Here is a 20,951-nt window from a genome sequence, read left to right on the forward strand (position 1 = left end):
CCGGCGCCGCGCGCCGACAGGCGTGCGCGGGCGTGCCGCAAAGGTCAGGGGTGCAATTTTTGCGCCAATCCGCAATTTTACCGGATTTTCAAAGGCTTCCGGGTCGTGAAATGGCCACGCCGTATGCGTGCCAGGCACACTCAGCGGTTGGCGCGCACGCCGCCGTGTGCCGCAAGCCATACCCGCACTGCGCCATCATCCAGGAAATAGTGACAAAGCTGCGCAGCACCGCTGTCGAGCGCCTCCGGCGGCCCTGGCATCAATACTGGGACCAGTTCGCCGAAGCGGTCTTCCAGGCCGGCGTCGCTGTCGACATCCACCTCATGCAGCACGAAAGAAAAATCGCGCCGGAGCAACTCCAGCGCGAGCTTCATGTCGTCGCACAGATGGCAGTATGCCCGGCCGTAAAGCGTCAGCGCGGGCATGCCATCGAGGCGGAACGGATCAGCGGTTGGCGGTGGCACCCGGGCGCAGCGTCAGCACCTGGGTGGCGTCGCCGCGCCGCACGAACACCGCGGCGATCCGGCTCTTGTCCAGCCCGCGCACCAGTTCGTTGAACTGGCGGGCGTTGGTCACGTCCGTGTCGCCCAGGCGCAGGATAATGTCGCCCGGACGGATGCCGGCGCGCAGCGCAGGGCCGTCGGCCAGCTCTACCTCGACGCCCGACTTGAGCTTGAGTTCCTTCAGGCGCGCGTCAGGCAGGTCGTTGACCACCAGACCCAGCGCGTTGGGCTTGCTGGCCTGTGCGCTGTCTTCCTTGGGCGCAGCGCTGCGGCTGGCGCGCGCCTTGCCGTCCGGCTCCAGCTCGGCGACGGTGATGGTGACCTCGCGGGTCGCACCCTTGCGCCACAACTGCAGCGGCACGCGCGCGCCCGGCTTGGTGTCGCCGACCATGCGCGGCAAGTCCGAAGCGCGCTCGATATCGCGGCCGTTGAACTTCAGGATGATGTCGCCGGCCTCGATCCCTGCCTTCTCGGCGGGGCCGCCCGGCTCGACGCTGCCAACCAGTGCGCCGCGCGCACGGCCCAGTCCCAGCGAATCAGCCACTTCCTTGGTGACATCGCCGATCGCCACAGCGATGCGGCCGCGGGTCACGCGCCCGGCGGTCTTGAGCTGCTCCGACACGCGCATCGCCTCGTCGATCGGGATTGCAAAGGAAATACCCATATAGCCGCCGCTGCGGCTGTAGATTTGCGAGTTGATGCCGATCACTTCGCCGCGCAGGTTGATCAGCGGGCCGCCCGAGTTACCGGGGTTGACCGCCACATCGGTCTGGATAAACGGCACATAATCGCCGGTATCGCGCCCCTTGGCCGAGACGATGCCGGCAGTCACGCTGTTATCGAGCCCGAACGGCGAGCCGATGGCCAGCACCCACTCTCCGGCGCGGACTTTTTCCGAGTCGCCCAGCGGCAGGCGCGGCAGGTTGTTGGCATCCACCTTCAGCAGCGCCACGTCGGTACGCTTGTCCGAGCCGATCAGCTTTGCCTTGAACTCGCGCTTGTCCGGCAGCGTCACGTAGATGGTTTCGGCGTCCGCCACCACATGCGCATTGGTCATCACATAACCATCGGCACTGATAATGAAGCCCGAGCCTACGCCGCGGCTTTGCTCTTCCTGCTGCGGCGGCTGGTTACGGCGGGGCGGCGTGCCGGGGGACGGCGCGCCCGGCATGGGCACGCCAAAGAAGCGCCGGAAGAACTCGGCCATTTCATCATCGCCGGGGGCGCCGCCGCGTTGGCGCACGCGCTCGGTGGTGCGGATATTGACCACCGCGGGGCTGGCCTTTTCCACCAGGTCGGTGAAATCAGGCAGGTTGTAGCTGTTGGCGGCAGTCTGGGCGTGGCTGACTTCGGCCACGGTCGGGCCGAGCACCAACATGGCAGCCATGACCACGGCACGCGCCAGGGCTGGAGATCTGAAAGTCATCGACAACTCCCGGGATTCAGCGAAAGAAGAAAAACCGAAATGATCCCGTGGCTGGGACCCCTTGCGCAGGTTTCATGGGCCGGGCACCCGGAACGGGCATTCCGAGGCGCCGGCTGCACCCGCGTCAGGCTCAGTGTACCGCCTTGGGCTGCCGGTACTCTACGGCCGTCGCAAACTGGCGTACGGTGCTCGCCGGCACTTCGCCGACCACGGTGATCCAGTAATCGGCTATCCGGCGCACCACGACCTGGGTCGCGCCGAGCGCGGCTACGCCCTCGCGGCGCACTCGCTGCTCGGAAACCGGCTCGATGAAGACCGAGAGGCCGGTCAGCCCGTCGCTGTAGACCACCTGCAGAACTTCGAAGACCTGACCGCGGCTGTTGCCGGGCGCCGACGCCCGAAGCTCACCCAGCGGACGGCGCACCTCGCGGATTTTCTGGAAACCCTTCAGCGGCACCGCGATCGTCCATCCTTCGTCGGCGATATTGGTCGGCTGGTAATTTACCTCGTAGTGGTTCCAGTTGCTGGAACTCTTGATGGCTGCGAGGATGCGCTGCTTTTCAGACGGCACCCCGATCTGGACTTGCGAGAACGCCACCTGCTCCAGCACCTTGCCGCCGTCGCCAACGGTCTGCGCACGCATCAGCAGGCCGGAATTCTTCTCGGCCCACAGGCGCACCGCATAGCGCGCGGCATCGTGCGGCTCCAGCGCGAACACCTCGCAATCCATGCCGGCGACGCGCTCCGCGGGCATCCTGCGCATGTCATAAAGTTCGAGCACATCGTTCTTGTTGGTGGCAAGCAGCGCCGGGAAGCGGTCCTTGGCTTCCTGCTTCTCCACCACCACCAGCTTGGCTTCCGGAATCAGGCTGTGCACCACGTCATTCTGGCGCAGCACCTCGCGCGGCTTGCCGTCCAGCGTTTCCAGGCGCTCGTACTCGTTGTTGACCAGATCGCTGTAATGCTGGATGCGCGACGCATGCATGACGCTGCCGCGCTGATAGATCAGCGTGCCGACATAGTTTTCGCGTTGCGCGGCTTTGTGGATCTTGTTGAGCCAGGCGGTGGCGTCGCGTCGGTTCAGCGTATTGTCCGAGGGCTGCGCGGTTGCCGCTGCAGCAGTCAGACACAAGGCCAGAAAAAGGGACCTACGCAGGGCCCCAATTCTCTGTGCGCCCGCTACATAGGCGGACGACCGTCCCTTAAGCATGTCCGGCATTATTCCTGCGTATTTTCCTGAGAGAAGCTGGCGCCGTTGGCAACCGTGCGCATGGTCGGCACGAACGCATCCGTTGCCACCGAGGTGCGATGGGCACGCAGATATTCGTCCAGGCGCGGGTCGCGGATCATCTGGGTATCGGCTACGGTGACGATGCCGGCAGCCGGCGCGGCTGCGGACGGTTCCGCACGCGCCACCACGGCTTCGGGCACGGCCAGGCCAGCGGGTCCGCGCATCTGCGGCACGACCACCCAGCTGACCGCCGCCACTGCGGCAGCGATCGCGGTACCAGGCAAGGCGCGGCGCACCCACGATGGCCTGACCAGCAGGCGGTGGCGTGCACTGGCTTGCGCCACGGCCGGCACCAGCACGTGCGGCTCGGCCTCCAGGCGGGCGGAGAAGCGAGTAAGGAAATCGGCGGTGGAGCCTGCGTGCGTCAGGTCTTCCGAGCGCAGCGCATCGCCGATCAACTGGTATGTGCTCCAGTCGGCCATGCCGTCGTCGCTTTTTGCGAGATCGAGCACGGCATTGACTTCGTGCGGCGCCAGTTCGCCATCCATCAGAACGGAGATCTGCTCCGCTGCTTCCACTACATGAACCGACTGCTTATGAGCCTGACCCATTTCCCACCCCAAGACATTCCATTGAACACCGATAATCCCGTCTACTGCTGTCGCTTATCGATGCAGGAATAGGCTGCAACGCTGGCCGCACGACATCGTTCTTTGCTACCGAACTACTACCACCGGAACCACTACCACCGCTTGCCCTCTGCCGTTCCCAGCAGCGGGCGCAATCTTTCGGCAATCGCCTCGCGCGCGCGGAAGATCCGCGAGCGCACCGTGCCGATCGGACATCCCATCGCCTCCGCGATTTCCTCATAGCTGAGGCCCTCGATCTCGCGCAGCGTGATGGCGGTCCGCAATTCCTCCGGCAGTGCTTCCATGGCGCGGTTCACCGTCTCGGCAACCTGGCGCGTGTGGAGCATCGACTCCGGCGTATTGATATCCCTTAGTTGCTCACCGTCCGCAAAAGTTTCAGCCTCTTCTGCATCGATGTCGCTCGACGCTTCCGGACGGCGGCCCTGGGTAGCCAGGTAGTTCTTGGCCGTGTTGACGGCGATCCGGTACAGCCACGTGTAGAAGGCCGACTCCCCGCGAAACTGGGGCAAGGCACGATATGCCTTGATAAAGGCATCCTGCGCCACATCCTCGACTTCGGCGGGGTCTCTGACCAGGCGCGAGATCAGGCGAATGATCTTCCGATGGTATTTGGTCACCAGAAGTTCAAAGGCCCGCTTGTCGCCCTGCTGGACGCGTTCAACTAGGAGCTGATCGGCTTCGCGTTCGCTCACGTATGGCTCACCTGCAGTGTATCTCTTGGTTTGGTCGTCACGACAAACGTTGTATTTTACCTACGATTCTCCGCCCGCCCCGTCGAGCAACGCGCATCCTGTGACCGTGAATTAACAATTTCGTTCCCTAGGCAGCCGTGTCGGGTTGCACCTGCAGTGCAACTCTGGCGGCGCACTGCAACCGCCGCGAGAGTTCCAGCGACACAGCTTGCCAGGGAAGGAAGACGGCGCCTGGCAGGCCGGGCGAACGGGCGGAAAGGCGCAAGACAGCGATGCCGCCCGCCTGCCAGAATCCGCTCACCACAACTTCGTGGCGGCTGCCACCGGGTGCTTCAATACGGACCCGCAGCGGCCCCTTGCCGTCGGGCGCCTGCAGCAGCGCCGTGCAACACCAGCGCAGGGCACGCATCCATCGGCACCAGTGGCGCACCATCGCCACGCCGGCTGCGACGGGTAGCAATGCCAGCGCGCCATGCCACCACAGCATGCCGGCAGGGGTGGCGGCAACGGTGTCGGCCAGCACAGACGCGAGCAATACCACCGCAGCCGTTTCACCGGCGCAGAACAACAACAGGGCCCACCGCAAGGGGTGGACCCTGTCCTGGCGCAGCCCGCGCAGGGCCCGCCTCAACCACGGATCAGACGCGGCGGAAGACAAGCGTGCCGTTGGTACCGCCGAAACCGAAGTTGTTCTTCACCGCAACGTCGATCTTCATTTCGCGCGCCGTGTTGGCCACGTAGTCCAGGTCGCATTCCGGATCCTGGTTGTCGATGTTGATCGTCGGCGGTGACACCTGGTTGTGCACGGCCAGCACGGTGAAGACCGATTCCAGGCCGCCGGCGCCGCCCAGCAGGTGGCCGGTCATCGACTTGGTCGAGTTCACCACCATCTTGTAGGCCTGGTCGCCGAACGCTGCCTTGATGGCATCGGATTCGTTCTTGTCGCCGAGCGGCGTCGAGGTGCCATGCGCGTTCAGGTAATGGACCTGGTCCGCATTGATGCCTGCGTCCTTCAGCGCGTTGACCATGCAGCGGCGCGGGCCGTCCATGTTCGGCGCGGTCATGTGGAACGCATCGCCGCTCATGCCGAAGCCGATCAGCTCGGCATAGATGCGCGCGCCGCGCGCCTTGGCCGACTCGTACTCTTCCAGCATCATCACGCCGGCGCCCTCGCCCAGCACGAAGCCGTCGCGGTCCTTGTCCCACGGGCGCGAGGCCGCGGCCGGATCGTCGTTACGGGTCGACAGCGCGCGGGCCGCGGCAAAGCCGCCGATACCCAGCGGCGACACCGTCGACTCTGCGCCCCCTGCCAGCATGGCATCGGCGTCGCCGGCCTGGATCAGGCGGGCGGCCAGGCCAATGCTGTGCAGGCCGGTCGTGCACGCGGTCACGGCAGCCAGGTTCGGGCCCTTGATGCCGTGGATGATCGACAGATGGCCGGCAATCATGTTGATGATCGAGCCCGGCACAAAGAACGGCGAAATGCGGCGCGGACCGCGTTCGGTCAGCACGGCATGGGTGTCTTCGATCATCGGCAAGCCGCCGATGCCCGAGCCGACCAGCACGCCGATGCGCTCGGCGTTGGCTTCGGTCACTTCCAGGCCGCTGTCCTTCAGGGCCTGCGTACCCGCGGCGATGCCGTAATGGATAAAGGTATCCATATTGCGGGCTTCCTTGGCCGGGATGTAGTCCTCGGCATTGAAGCCCTTCACTTCACCGGCGAAGTGCACGGAAAGCGCGGAGTGATCGAATTTGGTGATGGTGGCGATGCCGGACTTGCCGGCTACCAGGTTGGCCCAGCCTTCGGCAACCGTGTTTCCGACCGGAGACACAAGGCCAAGCCCAGTGACGACGACGCGACGACGGCTCACTATGTTTTCCTACGGGTGCGTGAAGAGGCAACGGAACGACGGATCAGCCTGCTGGCGTGCCACGGCGCGGCGGACAGGCGCGTTCCATTCTGCGTCTTCGAACAGACGAAAGCCACAGAAAACAGCAAGGCAAGGCCGCGACGGCCCGCCCACCTGCCTTCTGTGGCTCGGAATTCAGATACGACGGGCTCAGGCCTTGACGTGCGCGGTGGCGTAGTCGATTGCCTGTTGCACGGTCGTGATCTTTTCGGCTTCCTCATCGGGAATTTCCATGCCGAATTCATCTTCCAACGCCATCACGAGTTCAACCGTGTCCAGCGAGTCCGCACCGAGGTCGTTCACGAACGAGGATTCGTTCTTGATGTCTGCCTCGGCCACGCCAAGCTGTTCTGCCACGATTTTCTTGACGCGTTGTTCGATATTGTCCATGTAACCCTCCAGGGAAGTTCGACAAAAAGTGGGCGCATTTTAGCAGGTTTGGGACGACAGAAATGCCGCCTGCCAAGCTTTGCAAGAATCGCGCCCGTTTGGTTCGGAAAACTACGACTTCACCACGGCTTCAAGCAGCTTCTTCCGGCTTCTCACCGAAAAACCGCCACCCAACACCGATTAATTCATGTACATCCCGCCGTTCACATGCAGCGTGGTGCCGGTGATGTAGGCGGCTTGCGGACCGGCCAGGAAGGCCACCGCATTGGCGATATCCTCAGGCTGGCCCAGTCGGCCCAGCGGGATCTGCTGCTTGAGCGATGCATGCTGCTCTTCGGACAGCGCCTTGGTCATGTCGGTATCGATGAAACCGGGCGCAACGCAGTTGACCGTCACGTTTCGGCTGCCGATCTCGGCGGCCAGCGAGCGAGTCATGCCGGCCACGCCCGCCTTGGCGGCCGAGTAGTTCATCTGGCCGGGGTTGCCCACCGAGCCGACCACCGAAGTGATATTGATGATGCGGCCCTGGCGGGCCTTCATCATCGGACGCAGCACCGCGCGCGACAGGCGGAAGACCGAGGTCAGGTTGGTCTGGATGACCGCGACCCAGTCCTCGTCCTTCATACGCATCGCCAGCTGGTCTTGCGTGATACCCGCATTGTTGACCAGCACGCCGATGCCGCCATGGGTCTTCACGATCTCGTCGATCAGGGCATCGCAAGCCGCCGCGTCGTTGACGTTCAGTACTGCGCCCTTGCCCTTCAGGCCTTCGGCGCCGAAGTATTCGGTGATGCCAGCAGCGCCGGACTCGCTGGTGGCAGTGCCGATCACGGTGGCGCCCTGGCGGGCGAGTTCCAGCGCGATGGCGCGGCCGATGCCACGCGAGGCGCCGGTGACCAGCGCAACCTGGTTATCGAGAAGTTTGGTCATGCAGAATGTCCTTTCGTGCTCTTTTGTCCTGGGCTGACTTCCCTGGCTCACTTCAACAGGGCCAGCGTGTCCTGCAGCGAGGCCGGATCGAAGATCGCGCCGCCGGTCAGGTTGCCGTCGATGCGCTTGGTCATGCCGGCCAGTACCTTGCCCGGGCCGCATTCGATCACATGCGTGACGCCTTCGGCAGCCATTTTCTGCACGCACTCGACCCAGCGCACCGGCGCCGCGGCCTGGCGCACCAGCGCGTCCTTGATCGCTTCCGGATCATTGACGATCGCAACGTCGACGTTGTTCACCAGCGGAATCGACGGCGACGAGAACGGCAGCGCGGCCATCCGCTCGCGCAGGCGGTCCGAAGCGGGCTTGAGCAGCGATGAGTGGAACGGCGCCGACACCGGCAGCGGCAGCGCTCGCTTGGCCCCCTTGGCCTTGGCGATCTCGCATGCTTTCTCGACCGCACCCTTGTGGCCGGCAATCACGACCTGCGACGGGGCGTTGAAGTTGACGGCTTCGACCACGCCGGCGGCAGCCGCCTCGGCGCACGCGGCACGGACGTCGTCATCGGACAAGCCCAGGATCGCGGCCATGCCGCCCTCGCCCACCGGTACGGCTTCCTGCATGGCCTGCGCGCGGAAACGCACCAGCGGCACCGCGTCGGCAAACGGGATCACGCCCGCGGCCACCAGCGCCGAGTACTCGCCCAGGCTGTGGCCGGCCACCAGCGCCGGCGCCGGGCCACCGGCGTCCAGCCACGCTCGGTAGACCGCCACGGCGGCGGTCAGCATCACCGGCTGGGTATTGGTGGTCAGGTTCAGTTCTTCGGCGGGACCTTCGGCGATCAGGCGGCCGAGGTCCTGGCCCAGCGCGGCCGAGGCTTCTTCCACCGTGGCGCGCACGACTGCGTTATCCGCGAAGGCATTGAGCATGCCGACCGACTGCGAACCCTGGCCGGGAAATACGAAAGCGAATTTCATCGGATTGGAACCCTTTATGGAACGGGAAGCCGGCGCGGCGGCACGCGGCTTGGCGCGCACCAGGCACCGGCCGCGATTACATGCGCAGCAGCACCGCGCCCCAGGTGAAGCCGCCGCCGACGCCTTCCATCAGCACGGTCTGGCCTGGGCGGATGCGGCCGTCGCGCACGGCGACGTCGAGCGCGAGCGGGATCGACGCAGCCGAGGTGTTGCCGTGCTCGTGCACGGTGGCAACCATGCGCTCGGCGGGCAAGCCCAGCTTTTTGGCCGTGCCCTGCATGATGCGGATATTGGCCTGGTGCGGGATCAGCCAGTCGATCTGCTCGGGCTGCATGGCCGCCAGTTCCATGGCTTCGCGGGCAACCTTGTCGAGCACGGTCACGGCAAGCTTGAACACGGCCTGGCCGTCCATGTGCAGGAATGCGTTGCCGGTGATATTGCCGCCCGAGACATTGCCTGGCACGCACAGGATGTCGACGTGGCTGCCATCCGAGTGCATGGCGCTCGACAGGATGCCGGGCTCTTCCGAGGCGGTCAGCACCACGGCGCCGGCGCCGTCGCCGAACAGCACGCAGGTAGTACGGTCGTTGAAATCCAGGATGCGCGAGAACACTTCAGTGCCGATCACCAGCACATTGCGGTGCGAACCGCTGCGGATGAACTTATCGGCCGTGGCGAGCGCATAGACAAAACCCGAGCACACCGCCTGCAGGTCGAACGCCGCGCAGTGGTTGGTGATGCCCAGCTTCTGCTGCACCATGCAGGCGGTGCTGGGGAAGACGAAGTCAGGCGTGGACGTGGCGACGATGATCAGGTCGATGCTCTGCCGGTCGATGCCGGCGGCTTCGATGGCCTGCTCCGCGGCCTTGACCGCCAGGTCGCTACTGGTCACCTCGGGCTCCGCCCAGTGGCGCGCCGAGATGCCGCTGCGCGAGACGATCCACTCGTCGCTGGTCTCGATGCCCTTTTCGGCAAGCTGCGCCGCCAGATCATGGTTGGTCACGCGCCGCGGGGGCAGGTAGCTCCCGGTACCGATGATTTTTGCGTACTTGGTCATGTAGTGTCGGATCGTATGGACCGCAGTTCCCGCTGGCTGGCGCGCTAGGCGCTCAGGCGGCGTGGGTACTGGGATGCGCGCTGGGCGCGTCTGTCTCCGGGGCGGTCTGCGCCACGCCAGCGGCGCTGGACTTATCGGCGAAAGCCCGTGCGATACGGGGAATCACGCCATTCTTGGCGGCATCATACCCGCGTTTGATAGCCCACTCAAAAGAATGGGCATCGGCCGAACCGTGGCTCTTGATCACCAGGCCGCGCAGGCCCAGCAGCGACGCACCGTTGTAGCGCGCCGGGTCAAGCCGCTTGGCGAGCCGCGACAGCACCGGCATGGCCACCGCCGCGAGCAGCTTGGTGAACCACGAGCGGGTGAATTCTTCCTTGATCATGCCGCCGATCATCTTGGCGAGGCCCTCGGTGCTCTTGAGTGCCACATTGCCGACAAAGCCGTCGCAGACGACGATATCGGTCGTTCCCTTGAAGATGTCGTTGCCTTCCACGTTGCCGTAGAAATTGAGCTCGGAAGCGCGCAACAGCTCGCCGGCGCGCTTGACCACCTCGTTGCCCTTGATGACCTCCTCGCCGATATTCAGCAGGCCGACGGTCGGGCGGTCCTTGTGGTCCACCACTGCCACCATGGCCTCGGCCATGCGGGCAAACTGCAACAGGTGTTCGGGCTCACAGTCGGCGTTGGCGCCGAGGTCCAGCACGGTGGTGCCCCAGCCTTCCTGGTTCGGGATGGTGGTGGCGATGGCCGGCCGCTCGATGCCTTCGAGCGTTTTCAGCACATAGCGCGATACCGCCATCAGCGCGCCGGTATTGCCGGCGGAGATGCAGGCACCGGCATGGCCTTCCTTGACCTGGGTGACGGCCACGCGCATCGAAGAATCCTTCTTCTTGCGCAGCGCCACCTCGACCGGGTCATCCATGGTGATGACCTCGGTGGCCTCGACGATGCTCACACGGGGATGATCCAGCGCATGCAGCTTTTTCAGCTGCGTGCGGATGGCTTCCGACAGGCCCACCAGCACCATTTCGGCATCGTCGTGGCGGGATAGAAAACTGATCGCCGCGGGCACGGTCACGGACACGCCGTGGTCGCCGCCCATGCAGTCGATAGCGATTTTGATCGTCATTGTTCCTGGTACGGATAGCGCGGCAGCGCACACCACGCCCGGCGGTTATCCCGAGCGCCCAACAAAAAAGCGGCAACGATCTTGCCGCTTTTTTGTGTCTGACCGTCTTGTGTCCGACTTACAGGCATGCGCGAGCGAGACGCAATGTCACGCCACGAAGCTATCAGTCGTTCTTGGTCTTGATGACCTTGCGGCCACGGTAGTAGCCGTTCGGGCTGACGTGGTGACGCAGGTGGGTTTCGCCGGTGGTCGGCTCGACGGCCAGCGGGGCGACCGTCAGGTGGTCGTGCGAACGATGCATGCCGCGCTTGGACGGCGACTTCTTGTTCTGTTGAACAGCCATGATGACTCCTTCGAGAATTTTTCAATATTAACACACGCATCCCGCCCAAGGCGTAGCCGGGGCCCGGCCGGATGCTTCAACTACCACCTGCGGAACACGCCGTCGGCCCGGTTGGCCTCAGTGCTTGTTCTTCAGGCCGGCCAGCGCCGCAAAGGGCGAAGGCCGCTTTTCTTCCTCTGGCTCAGCCTCGGGCTGGGCCTCGCCGTCCGTGCCGGTCACGAGGCTTTCGTGCACCGACGGGCAGGCGTCATGCTTGGGGGCCACCGGCAGCGCCAGCAGCACTTCATCTTCAATCAATTCCAGCAGCGAAAAGCGCTTGGAGCCGGCGATCACGTCGACTTCGTCGTCGTCCATCGGTGCGGCGTCGGCTGCCTCTTCGCTCTCCACCACCTCGAAGCGCGTAGCCGTATCGATCGGCTCGGCATAAGGCGCCAGGCAGCGCTGGCAATCCAGCCACATCCGGCCCTTGATGGTCACATCGAGGAACAGTCGCCGCGCCACCGGGGCGCCCGGCTCGGCCGCCTCTTCGCGCACGAAGCCGGTAGCCGTATAGGCAAGCGTCTCTTCGGGGGCCGAGGCTGGCGCTTGCGCAGCGGTCTCGGCTAAGATGCGCGGCAAATCCCGCACCGCCACGTCGCCGCTCAGGCTTTCGCTCTTGCGGCAGAACGCGAAGAGATCAAGCGCGCGCAGGTCAATAGGCTGGGTCATGTGCGTGGCTCCCGTCGTATTGCAATGACTGGCTCGCCACACCCCACGCCTGCGCTGACAGCGGCCGCTCACCTTGGCGGCACAGCGCCCAAGTGCGGATGCGGCAAAGCGCGCGATTATACGACGTAAACCTTGTGGAGGTCAAAGGTCTTGCCAGTCAAACCTTGCCTCATTCCTGTTACGCTTCAATCACTTATGCATCAAGAACCCCTCCCCAGGCTGATCCTCGGCTCCGGCTCGCCCTACCGCCGCGAGTTGCTCGAGCGGCTGCACATCCCCTTCGAAGTAGCCATCCCGGACATCGACGAAACCCCGCTCGCCGGAGAAGCGCCGGAGGCTACCGCCCTGCGCCTGTCGCAGCGCAAGGCCGAGGCCATTGCCGCACGGCACCCCGGTGCGCTGGTGATCGGCTCGGACCAGGTGCTGACGCTGGACGGGGCGCAGATGGGAAAGCCCGGCACGCACGACAAGGCCGTCGCGCAGCTGCGCCGCATGCGCGGGCGCACCGCCACCTTTCATTCGGCTTTGTGCCTGCTGGACGGGCGCAGCGGCAACGCGCAACTGGCCGACGTACAGACGCGCGTGACCATGCGCGACCTGAGCGACGCCGAGATCGAAGCCTACCTGCAGCTGGAACGTCCCTATGACGTGGCGGGCAGCGCCAAGTCCGAAGGGCTCGGCATCACGCTGCTCGCGCGCGTCGAGTCCGACGACCCCACGGCGCTGGTCGGGCTGCCGCTGATCGCGCTGACCGGCATGCTGCGCCAGGCGGGCTACCCGCTGCTCGCGGCATGACGCATCGGAGCCAACCATGAGCGGCAATCTTTTCCTGATCCCCAATACCCTCGGCAAGCGCGACGAAGCCGATCCGCTGGCCGACGTCATTCCCGCCGGCGTGCAGCAGATCGCCGCGGGCCTCGGCTACCTGGTCGCCGAGAACGCCAAGACCGCCCGCGCCTTCCTGAAGAAGCTGGGCGAAAGCACCCCGCTGGCACGACCGATCCAGCAGATCGAGATCCGCGAGCTGAACGTCAACACCCGCGCCGATGCGCTGGCCGAGTTGCTGGCGCCGATCCAGGCCGGCCGCGACGGCGGCCTGCTGTCCGAAGCAGGCGTGCCGGCGGTGGCCGATCCAGGCGCCGAGCTGGTCCGGCTGGCGCACGCGCGCGGCATCCGGGTGCGGCCGCTGGTCGGGCCCAGTTCGATCCTGCTGGCGGTGATGGGCTCGGGCCTGAACGGCCAGAGCTTTGCCTTCAATGGCTACCTGCCAGTCGACGCCGGCGAACGCGCGCAGCGGCTGCGCGAACTGGAACAGCGTTCGCGCAAGGCCAGCCAGACGCAGGTGTTCATCGAAACGCCGTACCGCAACGCCGCGCTGCTCGAAGCCATGCGCGAGCATTGCGCCGGCACTACGCTGCTGTCGGTGGCGGTGGACCTGACGCTGCCGACCGAAACCATCGTCACGCTGCCGCTGTCGGCGTGGAAGGCAGACCGGCTTGCGCTGCACAAGCGGCCCGCGATCTTCTCGATGCTGGCGGCCTGACCACGCCAGAATGTGTAGAAAGGGGCGCAACGGCGCCCCTTTTTTATCTGGCGAAGCGCACCGCCTCAGTGCATGCCTTGCATGCGCGTGCTCCACAGCATGGTCTTCATCGCCGCGGTGCCGACCGCGGCACCGAAGCGCTTGGCCACACGCTCGGCGATATTTTCCTTGACCGTATAGTCGACGATATCCTCGGCCTTGAGCACGTCGCGCGCGACGGAATCGGCGGTCCCCAGCGCGTCGGCCAGCCCCAGTTCGATGCTGCGCTCTCCCGACCAGAACAGCCCGGAGAACAGCTCCGGGTCGTCCTTGAGCCGGTCGCCCCGGCCTTCCTTGACCACGTCGATGAACTGCTCGTGGATTTCCTTGAGCATCGTCTCGGCGTATGCCTTCTGCCTGGGCACCTGCGGCGAGAACGGGTCCAGCATGCCCTTGTTTGCGCCCGCCGTGTACAGCCGGCGCTCCACGCCCAGCTTGTCCATCAGGCCGGTAAAGCCGAAACCATCCATCAGCACGCCAATCGAGCCAACGATGCTGGCCTTGTCGACATAGATCTTGTCAGCCGCCGCGGCCACGTAATAGCCACCCGAGGCACAGATTTCCTCGATCACGACGTAGAACGGCTTGGACGGATAAATTCCGCGCAGCCGGTGGATCTCGTCGTTGATAATGCCGGCCTGCACCGGCGAGCCGCCCGGCGAGTTGATCTTGAGGATCACGCCGGCGGCATTGCTATCGGCGAATGCCGCCTGCAGCGAGGCATTGATCGACTCGGCGCTGGCCGGCGTACCGGCCGCGATCTCGCCCTCCAGCGTCACCATCGCGGTATGGCGGCCGGACGTGTTGATGCCGTCGCCCTTGAAATCGAACAGCGCGATGAAGATCAGCGCCAACAGGGCCAGCCCCACGAAGCGGAAAAAGATGCGCCAGCGGCGTGCGGCGCGCTGCTCGCGCAGAGATGCCGTCAGCACCTTTTCCAGGACGTCGCGCTCCCAGCTGGTCGCGCCCACCGGACCGCCGCCGACCGTTCCTTCGCCCCCAGCCATGCGGGCCTTGCGTTCGCGCTGCTCGCGCCGCGCCGCGTCGTCGCCAGCGCGCAGTTCGCTTTCCAGCGGATAGTCGGCCTGCTTCGCGGTGACCAGGCGTTCAGACTCTGGCCGGTTCGCATCGTCTTGCCCAGGCTCATGCGATTCGCCCGATGCTCCCGGTTGACCAATAGGCGGCTTCTGTTCTTCTGTCATGCAACTCGCTCGTGGAAAGCTTGGAAACAGAACGGGCGGCCAGGCCGCCCGTCATTCAGGCGCCGTCCGCCTGGACGGCGGCCCGGTACGGACCTTCAGGAAACCAGAAGACCTGGCCATCGCGCTCTTCGATACGCAGCTTGGCCAGCGCCGCGCCGCGGCAGGGACCGCCGACGCACTCGCCGCTATCCGGCGCATAAACCGCGCCATGTGTGGCGCACATCAAGTATAGGCCCGAGCTATCGAAGAACCGCCCCTCCTGCCAGTCGAGCTCCATCGGCACATGCGCGCACTGGTTAAGGTAGCCATGCGCGGCACCGTCGAAGCGCACCACGAAGGCACCGATCTCGCGGCTGTCCAGCACCACCGAAAAGCGCACCCCTACGCCGCCTTCTTCCAGGTCTGCCGCGGCGCAAAGCCGCACCGCGCCCTGGTCGGTCGTGCTATCAGGCATGGGCCAGCAGCCAGTCGGTCAGGTCGGCGATCGATGTGGCGCAATGCACCGGCGCCATCGCCCGCAGCGAGTCGCCCGGATGTGCACCATAACATACCCCAATGCCCGCAGCGCCAGCATTGACCGCCATCTGCAGGTCATGGGTGGTATCGCCCACCATGACGGTGCGCTCCATGTCCTGGCCCAGCTCGCGCGTCAGCTCTTGCAGCATGGCCGGATGCGGCTTGGAGAAGGTTTCGTCGGCACAGCGCGTCGCGTCGAAGAGTTGCGTCAGGCCGCTGGCAGCCAATGCGCGCTGCAGGCCGACGCGGGTCTTGCCGGTGGCGACGCCGAGGAAATAGTGCTCGCCGCGCAGGGTTTCCAGCATCTCGCGCACGCCGTCGAACAGCACCAGGTCGGCGTCGCGGGCCAGGAAATGGTAGCGGTAGCGCTCCGCCAGGCGCGGGTAGTCGACGGGATCCAGCGTCGGCACGGCGTACGACAATGCATCCTTCAGCCCCAGCCCGATTACATGGCTGGCCGCACTGTCGTCCGGCACAGGCAGCCCCAGGTCGCGGCTGGCGAGCTGGATGCACTTGGCGATGGTCGGGGTCGAGTCCATCAGCGTCCCGTCCCAGTCGAAAACGATCAGGTCAAATTGTTGCCTGGCCATGGTTGTCCTTGTGGCGTTGACGCGCGGCCCTACTCCGGGGCGCGCAGCTGTCGCAATTGTTGCAGGAATCCGACGCATTCGTCCGGCAACGGTGCCTCGACGGTCAGCGGCGCCCCCGTCGCCGGGTGGACGAACACCAGCCGGTGGGCGTGCAGGAACATGCGCTTGATGCCGGGATTGGCGGCGGAACGCGCCAGCGACTTGTTCAGGGGGAAGTCGCCGTACTTCTCGTCGCCGACGATCGGGAATCCCGAATGGGCCAGGTGGACGCGGATCTGGTGCGTCCGGCCGGTCTTCAGCTCGGCTTCCAGCAGGGTAAAGCCGGGAAACGCCTCGATCCGGTTGAATACCGTGTGCGACGCCAGCCCGTCGGCCTGTACCCGCACGCGCCGCTCGCCGTCGGGCGTGGTGTATTTATATAGAGGCAGCTTCACGTGCTGGCGGTTATTCGGGAATTCCCCGGCCACGCAGGCGAAATACCGCTTGTCCATGCTGTTGCCGCGGATCTGCTCATGCAGGTGGACCAGCGCGGAGCGCTTCTTGGCCAGCACCAGGATGCCCGAGGTCTCGCGGTCAAGGCGGTGCACCAGCTCCAGGAACTTGGCCTCAGGCCGGGCCTGGCGCAGTTGCTCGATCACGCCGAAGGCAACACCCGAGCCGCCATGGACCGCCACGCCGGCGGGCTTGTTCACCACCAGCAGCTGCGCATCCTCGAACAGCACGGGAAATTCGCTGGCTGGGACCGGCTGCGCCCCGGCGGATTGAGACGAAGTCGCCACACGCATCGGGGGAATTCGCACCACGTCGCCCGATTGCAGGCGATAAGTGGCATCGATACGCCCCTTGTTGACCCGCACTTCGCCCGACCGCAGTACGCGGTAGATATGGCTCTTGGGTACGCCCTTGGCGACCTTCAGCAGGAAGTTGTCGATGCGCTGGCCTTCGGAGCCTTCGTCGATCGTGACATACGCCACCTGCGGGCTTGCCGGCGCTACATCGGCAGGCTTTTCAATTTGATGGCGTAACTCATTCATTTTCAATATAATTTCCTCGCTGTTCCGGCCGGGGGCCGGCAGCGCAAGACCTGTGTAAGCGATCAATCCCGTGATTAATCTTGGATTGACCGCATTCTACACTTGGGGTCGCCGCCAGCCCGGCCGTCTTCTGCCCTGCGCCGCTTCATTGCGTGATCCGCGCGGGCGCCAGACAGCCAAATGGCAGTAAAGCAGCACGCACGATATCGCCGGCACGCAGGAAGTCGCCCATAGGAGGCTTCGGCGCAGCAGGCGATGACGTGGGAACAGAGTGTTCAGGTAAAACAGAATTTAAGAGTGGATGCCCCTGCCGGCATCCGCTTCGGTGAGAGAAGTCCCGCCTGCACCGGGAAACGGTGCCGGCCGGCAGGCCAGCCTGCCGCCTGACTGGAAATACCGGCGCCCGGTCGCAGAACTCCAAGAAGTAGTAGGTGCGCCCGCCAGGAGATGTCAGGCAGCATCGGCAGCCTTGCCGTGTCCGAAAAATTTGCTCTTTGACGCGTCTAGGCCTTCCGCGGCCCGGCCGCGATGCCACCGGCGCCGCGCCGGTGCCGGCCATGCCGGCGTCATGCATCGCCTCCGGAACGGGAACGCGCCAGTGTCTGCCAGAGCAGCCGCCGGCGCCCTCTCCCGCCCCACGGACGTTACCCCGACGTCATCGCCTCTCTTTCACCCGCGCCCAGCCGCTCGCCTTTGCGCGAAACGGCGCTTTCCGGCAATTCTCGCGCCTTCGCTCGCTCCCTCGCGTGCTCCATGAATCGCCGCGGAAACCGCTCAGACGGTACAACCGCGGCACCGGAGTGAGGTATTGCGATGAAACGCATGCTGTTTAACGCGACGCAACAGGAGGAATTGCGCGTCGCCATCGTCGACGGTCAGAAACTGATCGATATCGACATCGAGACTGCCGGGCGCGAACAGCGCAAGGGCAATATCTACAAGGGTGTCATCACCCGCATCGAACCCTCGCTGGAAGCATGCTTCGTCAACTACGGCGAAGAGCGCCACGGTTTCCTGCCGTTCAAGGAAGTCGCCCGCGCCTTCTTCAAGGAAGGCATCGATGTGCGCAACGCGCGCATCCAGGATGCCCTGCATGAAGGCCAGGAACTGATCGTCCAGGTCGAGAAGGAAGAGCGCGGCAACAAGGGCGCGGCCCTGACCACCTTCATCTCGCTGGCCGGCCGCTACCTGGTGCTGATGCCCAACAACCCGCGCGGCGGCGGTGTGTCGCGCCGCATCGAGGGCGAAGATCGCCAGGAACTGCGCGAGACCATGGCGCAGCTGACCGTGCCGGAAGGCATGAGCATCATTGCCCGGACCGCGGGCATCGGCCGCTCGGCCGAGGAACTGCAGTGGGACCTGAACTACCTGCTGCAACTGTGGAAGGCCATCGACGGCGCCGCCGGCGACAACAAGGCCCCACTGCTGATCTACCTGGAATCGAGCCTGGTGATCCGCGCCATCCGCGACTACTTCCAGCCGGATATCGGCGAGATCCTGATCGATACCGACGAGATCTACGAGCAGGCCCGCGCCTTCATGAGCGTGGTGATGCCTGACAACATGAACCGCGTGAAGAAGTACCGGGACGACGTGCCCCTCTTCTCGCGTTTCCAGATCGAGCACCAGATCGAGTCGGCCTACTCGCGCATGGTCATGCTGCCGTCCGGCGGCGCCATCGTGATCGACCACACCGAGGCGCTGGTCTCCGTGGACGTGAACTCGGCCCGCGCCACCAAGGGCGCCGACATCGAGGAAACAGCGCTGCGCACCAACCTCGAAGCCGCTGACGAGATTGCCCGCCAGCTGCGCCTGCGCGACCTGGGCGGCCTGATCGTGATCGACTTCATCGACATGGAATCGGGCAAGGCCCAGAAGGACGTGGAAACGCGCCTGAAGGACGCGCTGCGCCATGACCGCGCCCGTGTGCAGATGGGCAAGATCAGCCGCTTCGGCCTGATGGAGCTGTCGCGCCAGCGCTTGCGTCCGTCGCTGTCGGAGGGCTCGCACATCACTTGCCCGCGCTGCAACGGCACGGGTCATATCCGCGATACCGAATCGTCCGCCCTGCAGGTGCTGCGCATCATCCAGGAAGAGGCGATGAAGGAAAACACCGCCGCCATCCACTGCCAGGTGCCGGTGGAGGTCGCCGCCTTCCTGCTGAACGAGAAGCGCCAGGAAATCAACCTGATCGAGCTGCGCTTCAAGGTCAACGTGCTGCTGATCCCGAACAAGCACCTGGAAACGCCGCACTACAAGCTGGAGCGCCTGCGCCACGACGACCCGCGCCTGGAAGACAGCACCGCCAGCTACAAGATGGCCGAGGCTGCCGCCAAGGAACTGGAAGCCGACACCAGCTACAGCAGCCGCCGCAAGGAAGAAGCCAAGCCGCGCCAGGAAGCAGCGGTCAAGGGCATCACTCCGGAACAGCCGGCTCCGGTCTCCGTGCCGCGTCCGGAGCGCGCTCCGCGTCCGGAAGCTGCCCCGGCCGCTCCGCCCGTCCCTGCCACCAAGCCGGTGGAAGCCGGCGGCTTTATCGCCTGGCTGAAGGGCCTGTTTGGCGCGCGTCCGGCGCCTGCGCCGGTGGTTGAGCCGGCCAAGCCGGTGGCGGCCGCCGAAAGCCGCGGTGGCGAAGGCCGCCGCGAGCGCGGCCAGCGCGGCGAAGGCCGTGGCCAGCGCGGCGAACGTGGCGAACGTGGCGAGCGCGGTGAACGTACCGAACGCGCCGAGCGCGGTGAGCGTGGCGAGCGCCAGGATCGCGGCGACCGCCAGCCTCGCGGTCAGCGTGCAGAGCGCCAGCAAGGCGAGCGCGGCGAACAACGCGAAGGCCGTGGCGAGCGCCAGGGCCGCCAGCCGCGCCAGCAGGACGGCCAGGCCACTCCGGCCGTCGCCCGCCAGGCTGAAGCCGCCCAGGGTGAACGTGCCCAGGGCGAGCGCGCCGAAGCCCGCCAGGAAGGCCGGCGCGAACGCGGCCAGGAACGCCGCGAGCGCCAGCGCGATCGCCAGCGCGAACGCAGCGACCTGCGTGAAGCCGAGGTCGGCGAAGCGCCGCAGCCGGAAGCCGTAGCCGCCGCCCAGGCGCTGGGCGTGCTGCCGCATGCCGCCGCAGACGAAGTGCCGGCCGTGCGCGCCGAACTGACGGAAGGTGCCGAAGGATTCGCGGAAACCGCCGAAGGCGAAGAGCGCCGCCGCCGTAACCGCCGTGGCCGCAACCGCTATCGCCGCGAACGCGACGAGGCCGGCCTGGGCACGCACGGTGAAGGCGAAGCCGCTCCCGAAGGCGTTGCCGAAACCGCCGAAGGCATCGCTCCCGTGGCCGCCGAGGCCGCCGAGGCCGTAGAGGCCGTAGAGGCCGTAGAGGCGGCCGCGCAAGCCGCACCCCAGCCCGCCCCGCAAGCCGAAGCGGCACCGCAGGCTGCGGTCACTGTTGCCGCCGCGGAAAGCGTCGAGGCAATCCGCATCGCCGTGCCGGAAGGCGTGACGCCTGCCCCTGCCGCTGAACCGGCACCGGCACCCGTGGCCGAACCTGCCCCGGCCGCCGTGGCCGTGCAGGCGGAAACCGCCGCAGCCGTGACCGAGGCGATCGCCGCCGAAGCCGTGGCCGAGCCGGTCGTGGCCGCAGCGGTGGCACCCGCCCCTGCCGTGACCGCGCCCGAGGCCGAACCGGCCGCCGCGCCGGCCCAGGCGGCCCACACCGCACCTGCAGCGCCCGCTACCCCGGCCGCTGCCCCGGTAGCGATGGAAAGCCTCGAGCCGATGCTTGCCGGCGCCGGCCTGCAATGGGTCCACACCGATGCCGACAAGCTGCGCTCCGCCCAGGAAGCCGCCGCCCGCATCGTGCCCGCGCCGCGCGTGCCGCGCGAGCGCAAGCCGCTGCCGCCTCTGCCCCAGGGTCCGATGATCCTGGTCGAGACCGGCCGTCGCGAAGTGGACATGGCGTCGCAGCAGTAAGCCTGCCCGGGTGCCGCCGCTGGCACCTGCGTCGCTGTAGAAGGGACAGCCTGGCTGTCCCTTTTTTCATGCACCGAAAATCCCCGCGATTCGCGGGATTGCGGCTCCCCGGGCGCCCACTCGGCTA

General features: G+C 65.8%; 21 protein-coding genes. 3 read left to right on the plus strand and 18 right to left on the minus strand.

Annotation, left to right across the window (positions count from 1 at the left end):
- Positions 1–140: 140 nt before the first annotated feature.
- The 14 genes from J8I82_RS30855 to J8I82_RS30920 all read right to left on the minus strand — a co-directional run bounded on the left by J8I82_RS30855 (position 141) and on the right by J8I82_RS30920 (position 11,949).
- Positions 141–425, minus strand: coding sequence for a glutaredoxin family protein (locus J8I82_RS30855; RefSeq protein ID WP_209763353.1), 285 nt, complete (start codon positions 423–425; stop codon positions 141–143).
- Positions 426–444: 19 nt separating this feature from the next.
- Complete coding sequence (locus tag J8I82_RS30860; RefSeq protein ID WP_209763354.1) at positions 445–1,929, minus strand: DegQ family serine endoprotease; 1,485 nt, start codon at positions 1,927–1,929, stop codon at positions 445–447.
- Between the two features lie 130 nt (positions 1,930–2,059).
- The gene (locus J8I82_RS30865) at positions 2,060–3,139 is read right to left on the minus strand and encodes a MucB/RseB C-terminal domain-containing protein (RefSeq protein ID WP_209763355.1); all 1,080 of its coding nucleotides are present in this window, start codon (positions 3,137–3,139) and stop codon (positions 2,060–2,062) included.
- Between the two features lie 8 nt (positions 3,140–3,147).
- The gene (locus J8I82_RS30870) at positions 3,148–3,771 is read right to left on the minus strand and encodes a sigma-E factor negative regulatory protein (protein ID WP_209763356.1); all 624 of its coding nucleotides are present in this window, start codon (positions 3,769–3,771) and stop codon (positions 3,148–3,150) included.
- 131 nt (positions 3,772–3,902) lie between these two features.
- Positions 3,903–4,502 (minus strand): RNA polymerase sigma factor RpoE, encoded by a 600-nt coding sequence (gene rpoE / locus J8I82_RS30875; protein ID WP_012353313.1) that lies wholly within the window; start codon positions 4,500–4,502, stop codon positions 3,903–3,905.
- 127 nt (positions 4,503–4,629) lie between these two features.
- Positions 4,630–5,160, minus strand: coding sequence for a hypothetical protein (locus tag J8I82_RS30880; protein ID WP_245180312.1), 531 nt, complete (start codon positions 5,158–5,160; stop codon positions 4,630–4,632).
- Positions 5,141–6,373 carry a beta-ketoacyl-ACP synthase II gene (gene fabF / locus J8I82_RS30885; RefSeq protein ID WP_209763357.1) on the minus strand — a complete coding sequence of 411 codons (1,233 nt, stop codon included), beginning with the start codon at positions 6,371–6,373 and terminating at the stop codon, positions 5,141–5,143. The genes J8I82_RS30880 and fabF overlap by 20 nt, the downstream gene beginning before the upstream one ends.
- Positions 6,374–6,562: 189 nt before the next feature.
- On the minus strand, positions 6,563–6,802 hold the full coding sequence (gene acpP / locus J8I82_RS30890) for an acyl carrier protein (RefSeq protein WP_008644813.1): 240 nt from the start codon (positions 6,800–6,802) through the stop codon (positions 6,563–6,565).
- Between the two features lie 180 nt (positions 6,803–6,982).
- Entirely contained in the window at positions 6,983–7,732 is a 750-nt protein-coding gene (gene fabG, locus J8I82_RS30895) for a 3-oxoacyl-ACP reductase FabG (protein ID WP_209763358.1), read from the minus strand.
- A gap of 47 nt (positions 7,733–7,779) precedes the next feature.
- Positions 7,780–8,709: an ACP S-malonyltransferase gene (gene fabD, locus J8I82_RS30900; protein ID WP_209763360.1), complete on the minus strand. Its 930-nt coding sequence runs from the start codon at positions 8,707–8,709 to the stop codon at positions 7,780–7,782.
- 76 nt (positions 8,710–8,785) lie between these two features.
- Positions 8,786–9,766: a beta-ketoacyl-ACP synthase III gene (locus tag J8I82_RS30905; protein WP_209763362.1), complete on the minus strand. Its 981-nt coding sequence runs from the start codon at positions 9,764–9,766 to the stop codon at positions 8,786–8,788.
- A 52-nt stretch (positions 9,767–9,818) separates the two neighbouring features.
- Positions 9,819–10,898 carry a phosphate acyltransferase PlsX gene (plsX, locus tag J8I82_RS30910; protein WP_209763364.1) on the minus strand — a complete coding sequence of 360 codons (1,080 nt, stop codon included), beginning with the start codon at positions 10,896–10,898 and terminating at the stop codon, positions 9,819–9,821.
- A 163-nt stretch (positions 10,899–11,061) separates the two neighbouring features.
- A complete protein-coding gene (rpmF, locus tag J8I82_RS30915; protein ID WP_029046300.1) occupies positions 11,062–11,241 on the minus strand; it encodes a 50S ribosomal protein L32 in 180 nt (59 codons plus the stop codon).
- A 117-nt stretch (positions 11,242–11,358) separates the two neighbouring features.
- The gene (locus tag J8I82_RS30920; RefSeq protein ID WP_209763365.1) at positions 11,359–11,949 is read right to left on the minus strand and encodes a YceD family protein; all 591 of its coding nucleotides are present in this window, start codon (positions 11,947–11,949) and stop codon (positions 11,359–11,361) included.
- Between the two features lie 195 nt (positions 11,950–12,144).
- Here J8I82_RS30920 and J8I82_RS30925 point away from each other — a divergent pair, with 195 nt between their 5' ends.
- Together J8I82_RS30925 and J8I82_RS30930 are read left to right on the plus strand one after the other, a co-directional pair.
- A complete protein-coding gene (locus tag J8I82_RS30925; protein ID WP_209763367.1) occupies positions 12,145–12,744 on the plus strand; it encodes a Maf-like protein in 600 nt (199 codons plus the stop codon).
- Between the two features lie 16 nt (positions 12,745–12,760).
- Complete coding sequence (locus J8I82_RS30930; protein WP_209763369.1) at positions 12,761–13,492, plus strand: SAM-dependent methyltransferase; 732 nt, start codon at positions 12,761–12,763, stop codon at positions 13,490–13,492.
- Positions 13,493–13,557: 65 nt separating this feature from the next.
- Here J8I82_RS30930 and J8I82_RS30935 read toward each other — a convergent pair whose 3' ends face one another.
- The 4 genes from J8I82_RS30935 to J8I82_RS30950 are packed head-to-tail and all read right to left on the minus strand — an operon-like array spanning position 13,558 to position 16,873.
- A complete protein-coding gene (locus tag J8I82_RS30935) occupies positions 13,558–14,733 on the minus strand; it encodes a S49 family peptidase (protein WP_209763371.1) in 1,176 nt (391 codons plus the stop codon).
- Between the two features lie 55 nt (positions 14,734–14,788).
- Complete coding sequence (locus J8I82_RS30940) at positions 14,789–15,187, minus strand: Rieske (2Fe-2S) protein (protein WP_209763373.1); 399 nt, start codon at positions 15,185–15,187, stop codon at positions 14,789–14,791.
- Positions 15,180–15,839 (minus strand): HAD-IA family hydrolase, encoded by a 660-nt coding sequence (locus tag J8I82_RS30945; protein ID WP_209763374.1) that lies wholly within the window; start codon positions 15,837–15,839, stop codon positions 15,180–15,182. The genes J8I82_RS30940 and J8I82_RS30945 overlap by 8 nt, the downstream gene beginning before the upstream one ends.
- Positions 15,840–15,868: 29 nt before the next feature.
- A complete protein-coding gene (locus J8I82_RS30950) occupies positions 15,869–16,873 on the minus strand; it encodes an RluA family pseudouridine synthase (RefSeq protein ID WP_209763375.1) in 1,005 nt (334 codons plus the stop codon).
- Between the two features lie 813 nt (positions 16,874–17,686).
- Here J8I82_RS30950 and J8I82_RS30955 point away from each other — a divergent pair.
- Positions 17,687–20,824, plus strand: a complete 3,138-nt coding sequence (locus J8I82_RS30955) for an Rne/Rng family ribonuclease (RefSeq protein WP_209763376.1) — start codon at positions 17,687–17,689, stop codon at positions 20,822–20,824.
- The last annotated feature ends 127 nt before the right edge of the window (positions 20,825–20,951 follow it).

Source organism: Cupriavidus consociatus (genome assembly GCF_017814975.1).
Classification (GTDB): Bacteria; Pseudomonadota; Gammaproteobacteria; order Burkholderiales; family Burkholderiaceae; genus Cupriavidus; species Cupriavidus consociatus.

Coding starts and splice junctions, on each gene's coding strand:
- plsX (WP_209763364.1), bottom strand. CDS start 10,898: ATGACGATCAAAATCGCTATCGACTGCATGGGCGGCGACCACGGCGTG.
- J8I82_RS30865 (WP_209763355.1), bottom strand. CDS start 3,139: ATGCTTAAGGGACGGTCGTCCGCCTATGTAGCGGGCGCACAGAGAATT.
- J8I82_RS30930 (WP_209763369.1), top strand. CDS start 12,761: ATGAGCGGCAATCTTTTCCTGATCCCCAATACCCTCGGCAAGCGCGAC.
- J8I82_RS30860 (WP_209763354.1), bottom strand. CDS start 1,929: ATGACTTTCAGATCTCCAGCCCTGGCGCGTGCCGTGGTCATGGCTGCC.
- J8I82_RS30870 (WP_209763356.1), bottom strand. CDS start 3,771: ATGGGTCAGGCTCATAAGCAGTCGGTTCATGTAGTGGAAGCAGCGGAG.
- J8I82_RS30905 (WP_209763362.1), bottom strand. CDS start 9,766: ATGACCAAGTACGCAAAAATCATCGGTACCGGGAGCTACCTGCCCCCG.
- J8I82_RS30950 (WP_209763375.1), bottom strand. CDS start 16,873: ATGAATGAGTTACGCCATCAAATTGAAAAGCCTGCCGATGTAGCGCCG.
- J8I82_RS30955 (WP_209763376.1), top strand. CDS start 17,687: ATGAAACGCATGCTGTTTAACGCGACGCAACAGGAGGAATTGCGCGTC.
- rpmF (WP_029046300.1), bottom strand. CDS start 11,241: ATGGCTGTTCAACAGAACAAGAAGTCGCCGTCCAAGCGCGGCATGCAT.
- J8I82_RS30920 (WP_209763365.1), bottom strand. CDS start 11,949: ATGACCCAGCCTATTGACCTGCGCGCGCTTGATCTCTTCGCGTTCTGC.
- J8I82_RS30935 (WP_209763371.1), bottom strand. CDS start 14,733: ATGACAGAAGAACAGAAGCCGCCTATTGGTCAACCGGGAGCATCGGGC.
- fabG (WP_209763358.1), bottom strand. CDS start 7,732: ATGACCAAACTTCTCGATAACCAGGTTGCGCTGGTCACCGGCGCCTCG.
- fabD (WP_209763360.1), bottom strand. CDS start 8,709: ATGAAATTCGCTTTCGTATTTCCCGGCCAGGGTTCGCAGTCGGTCGGC.
- acpP (WP_008644813.1), bottom strand. CDS start 6,802: ATGGACAATATCGAACAACGCGTCAAGAAAATCGTGGCAGAACAGCTT.
- J8I82_RS30945 (WP_209763374.1), bottom strand. CDS start 15,839: ATGGCCAGGCAACAATTTGACCTGATCGTTTTCGACTGGGACGGGACG.
- J8I82_RS30855 (WP_209763353.1), bottom strand. CDS start 425: ATGCCCGCGCTGACGCTTTACGGCCGGGCATACTGCCATCTGTGCGAC.
- J8I82_RS30925 (WP_209763367.1), top strand. CDS start 12,145: ATGCATCAAGAACCCCTCCCCAGGCTGATCCTCGGCTCCGGCTCGCCC.
- J8I82_RS30940 (WP_209763373.1), bottom strand. CDS start 15,187: ATGCCTGATAGCACGACCGACCAGGGCGCGGTGCGGCTTTGCGCCGCG.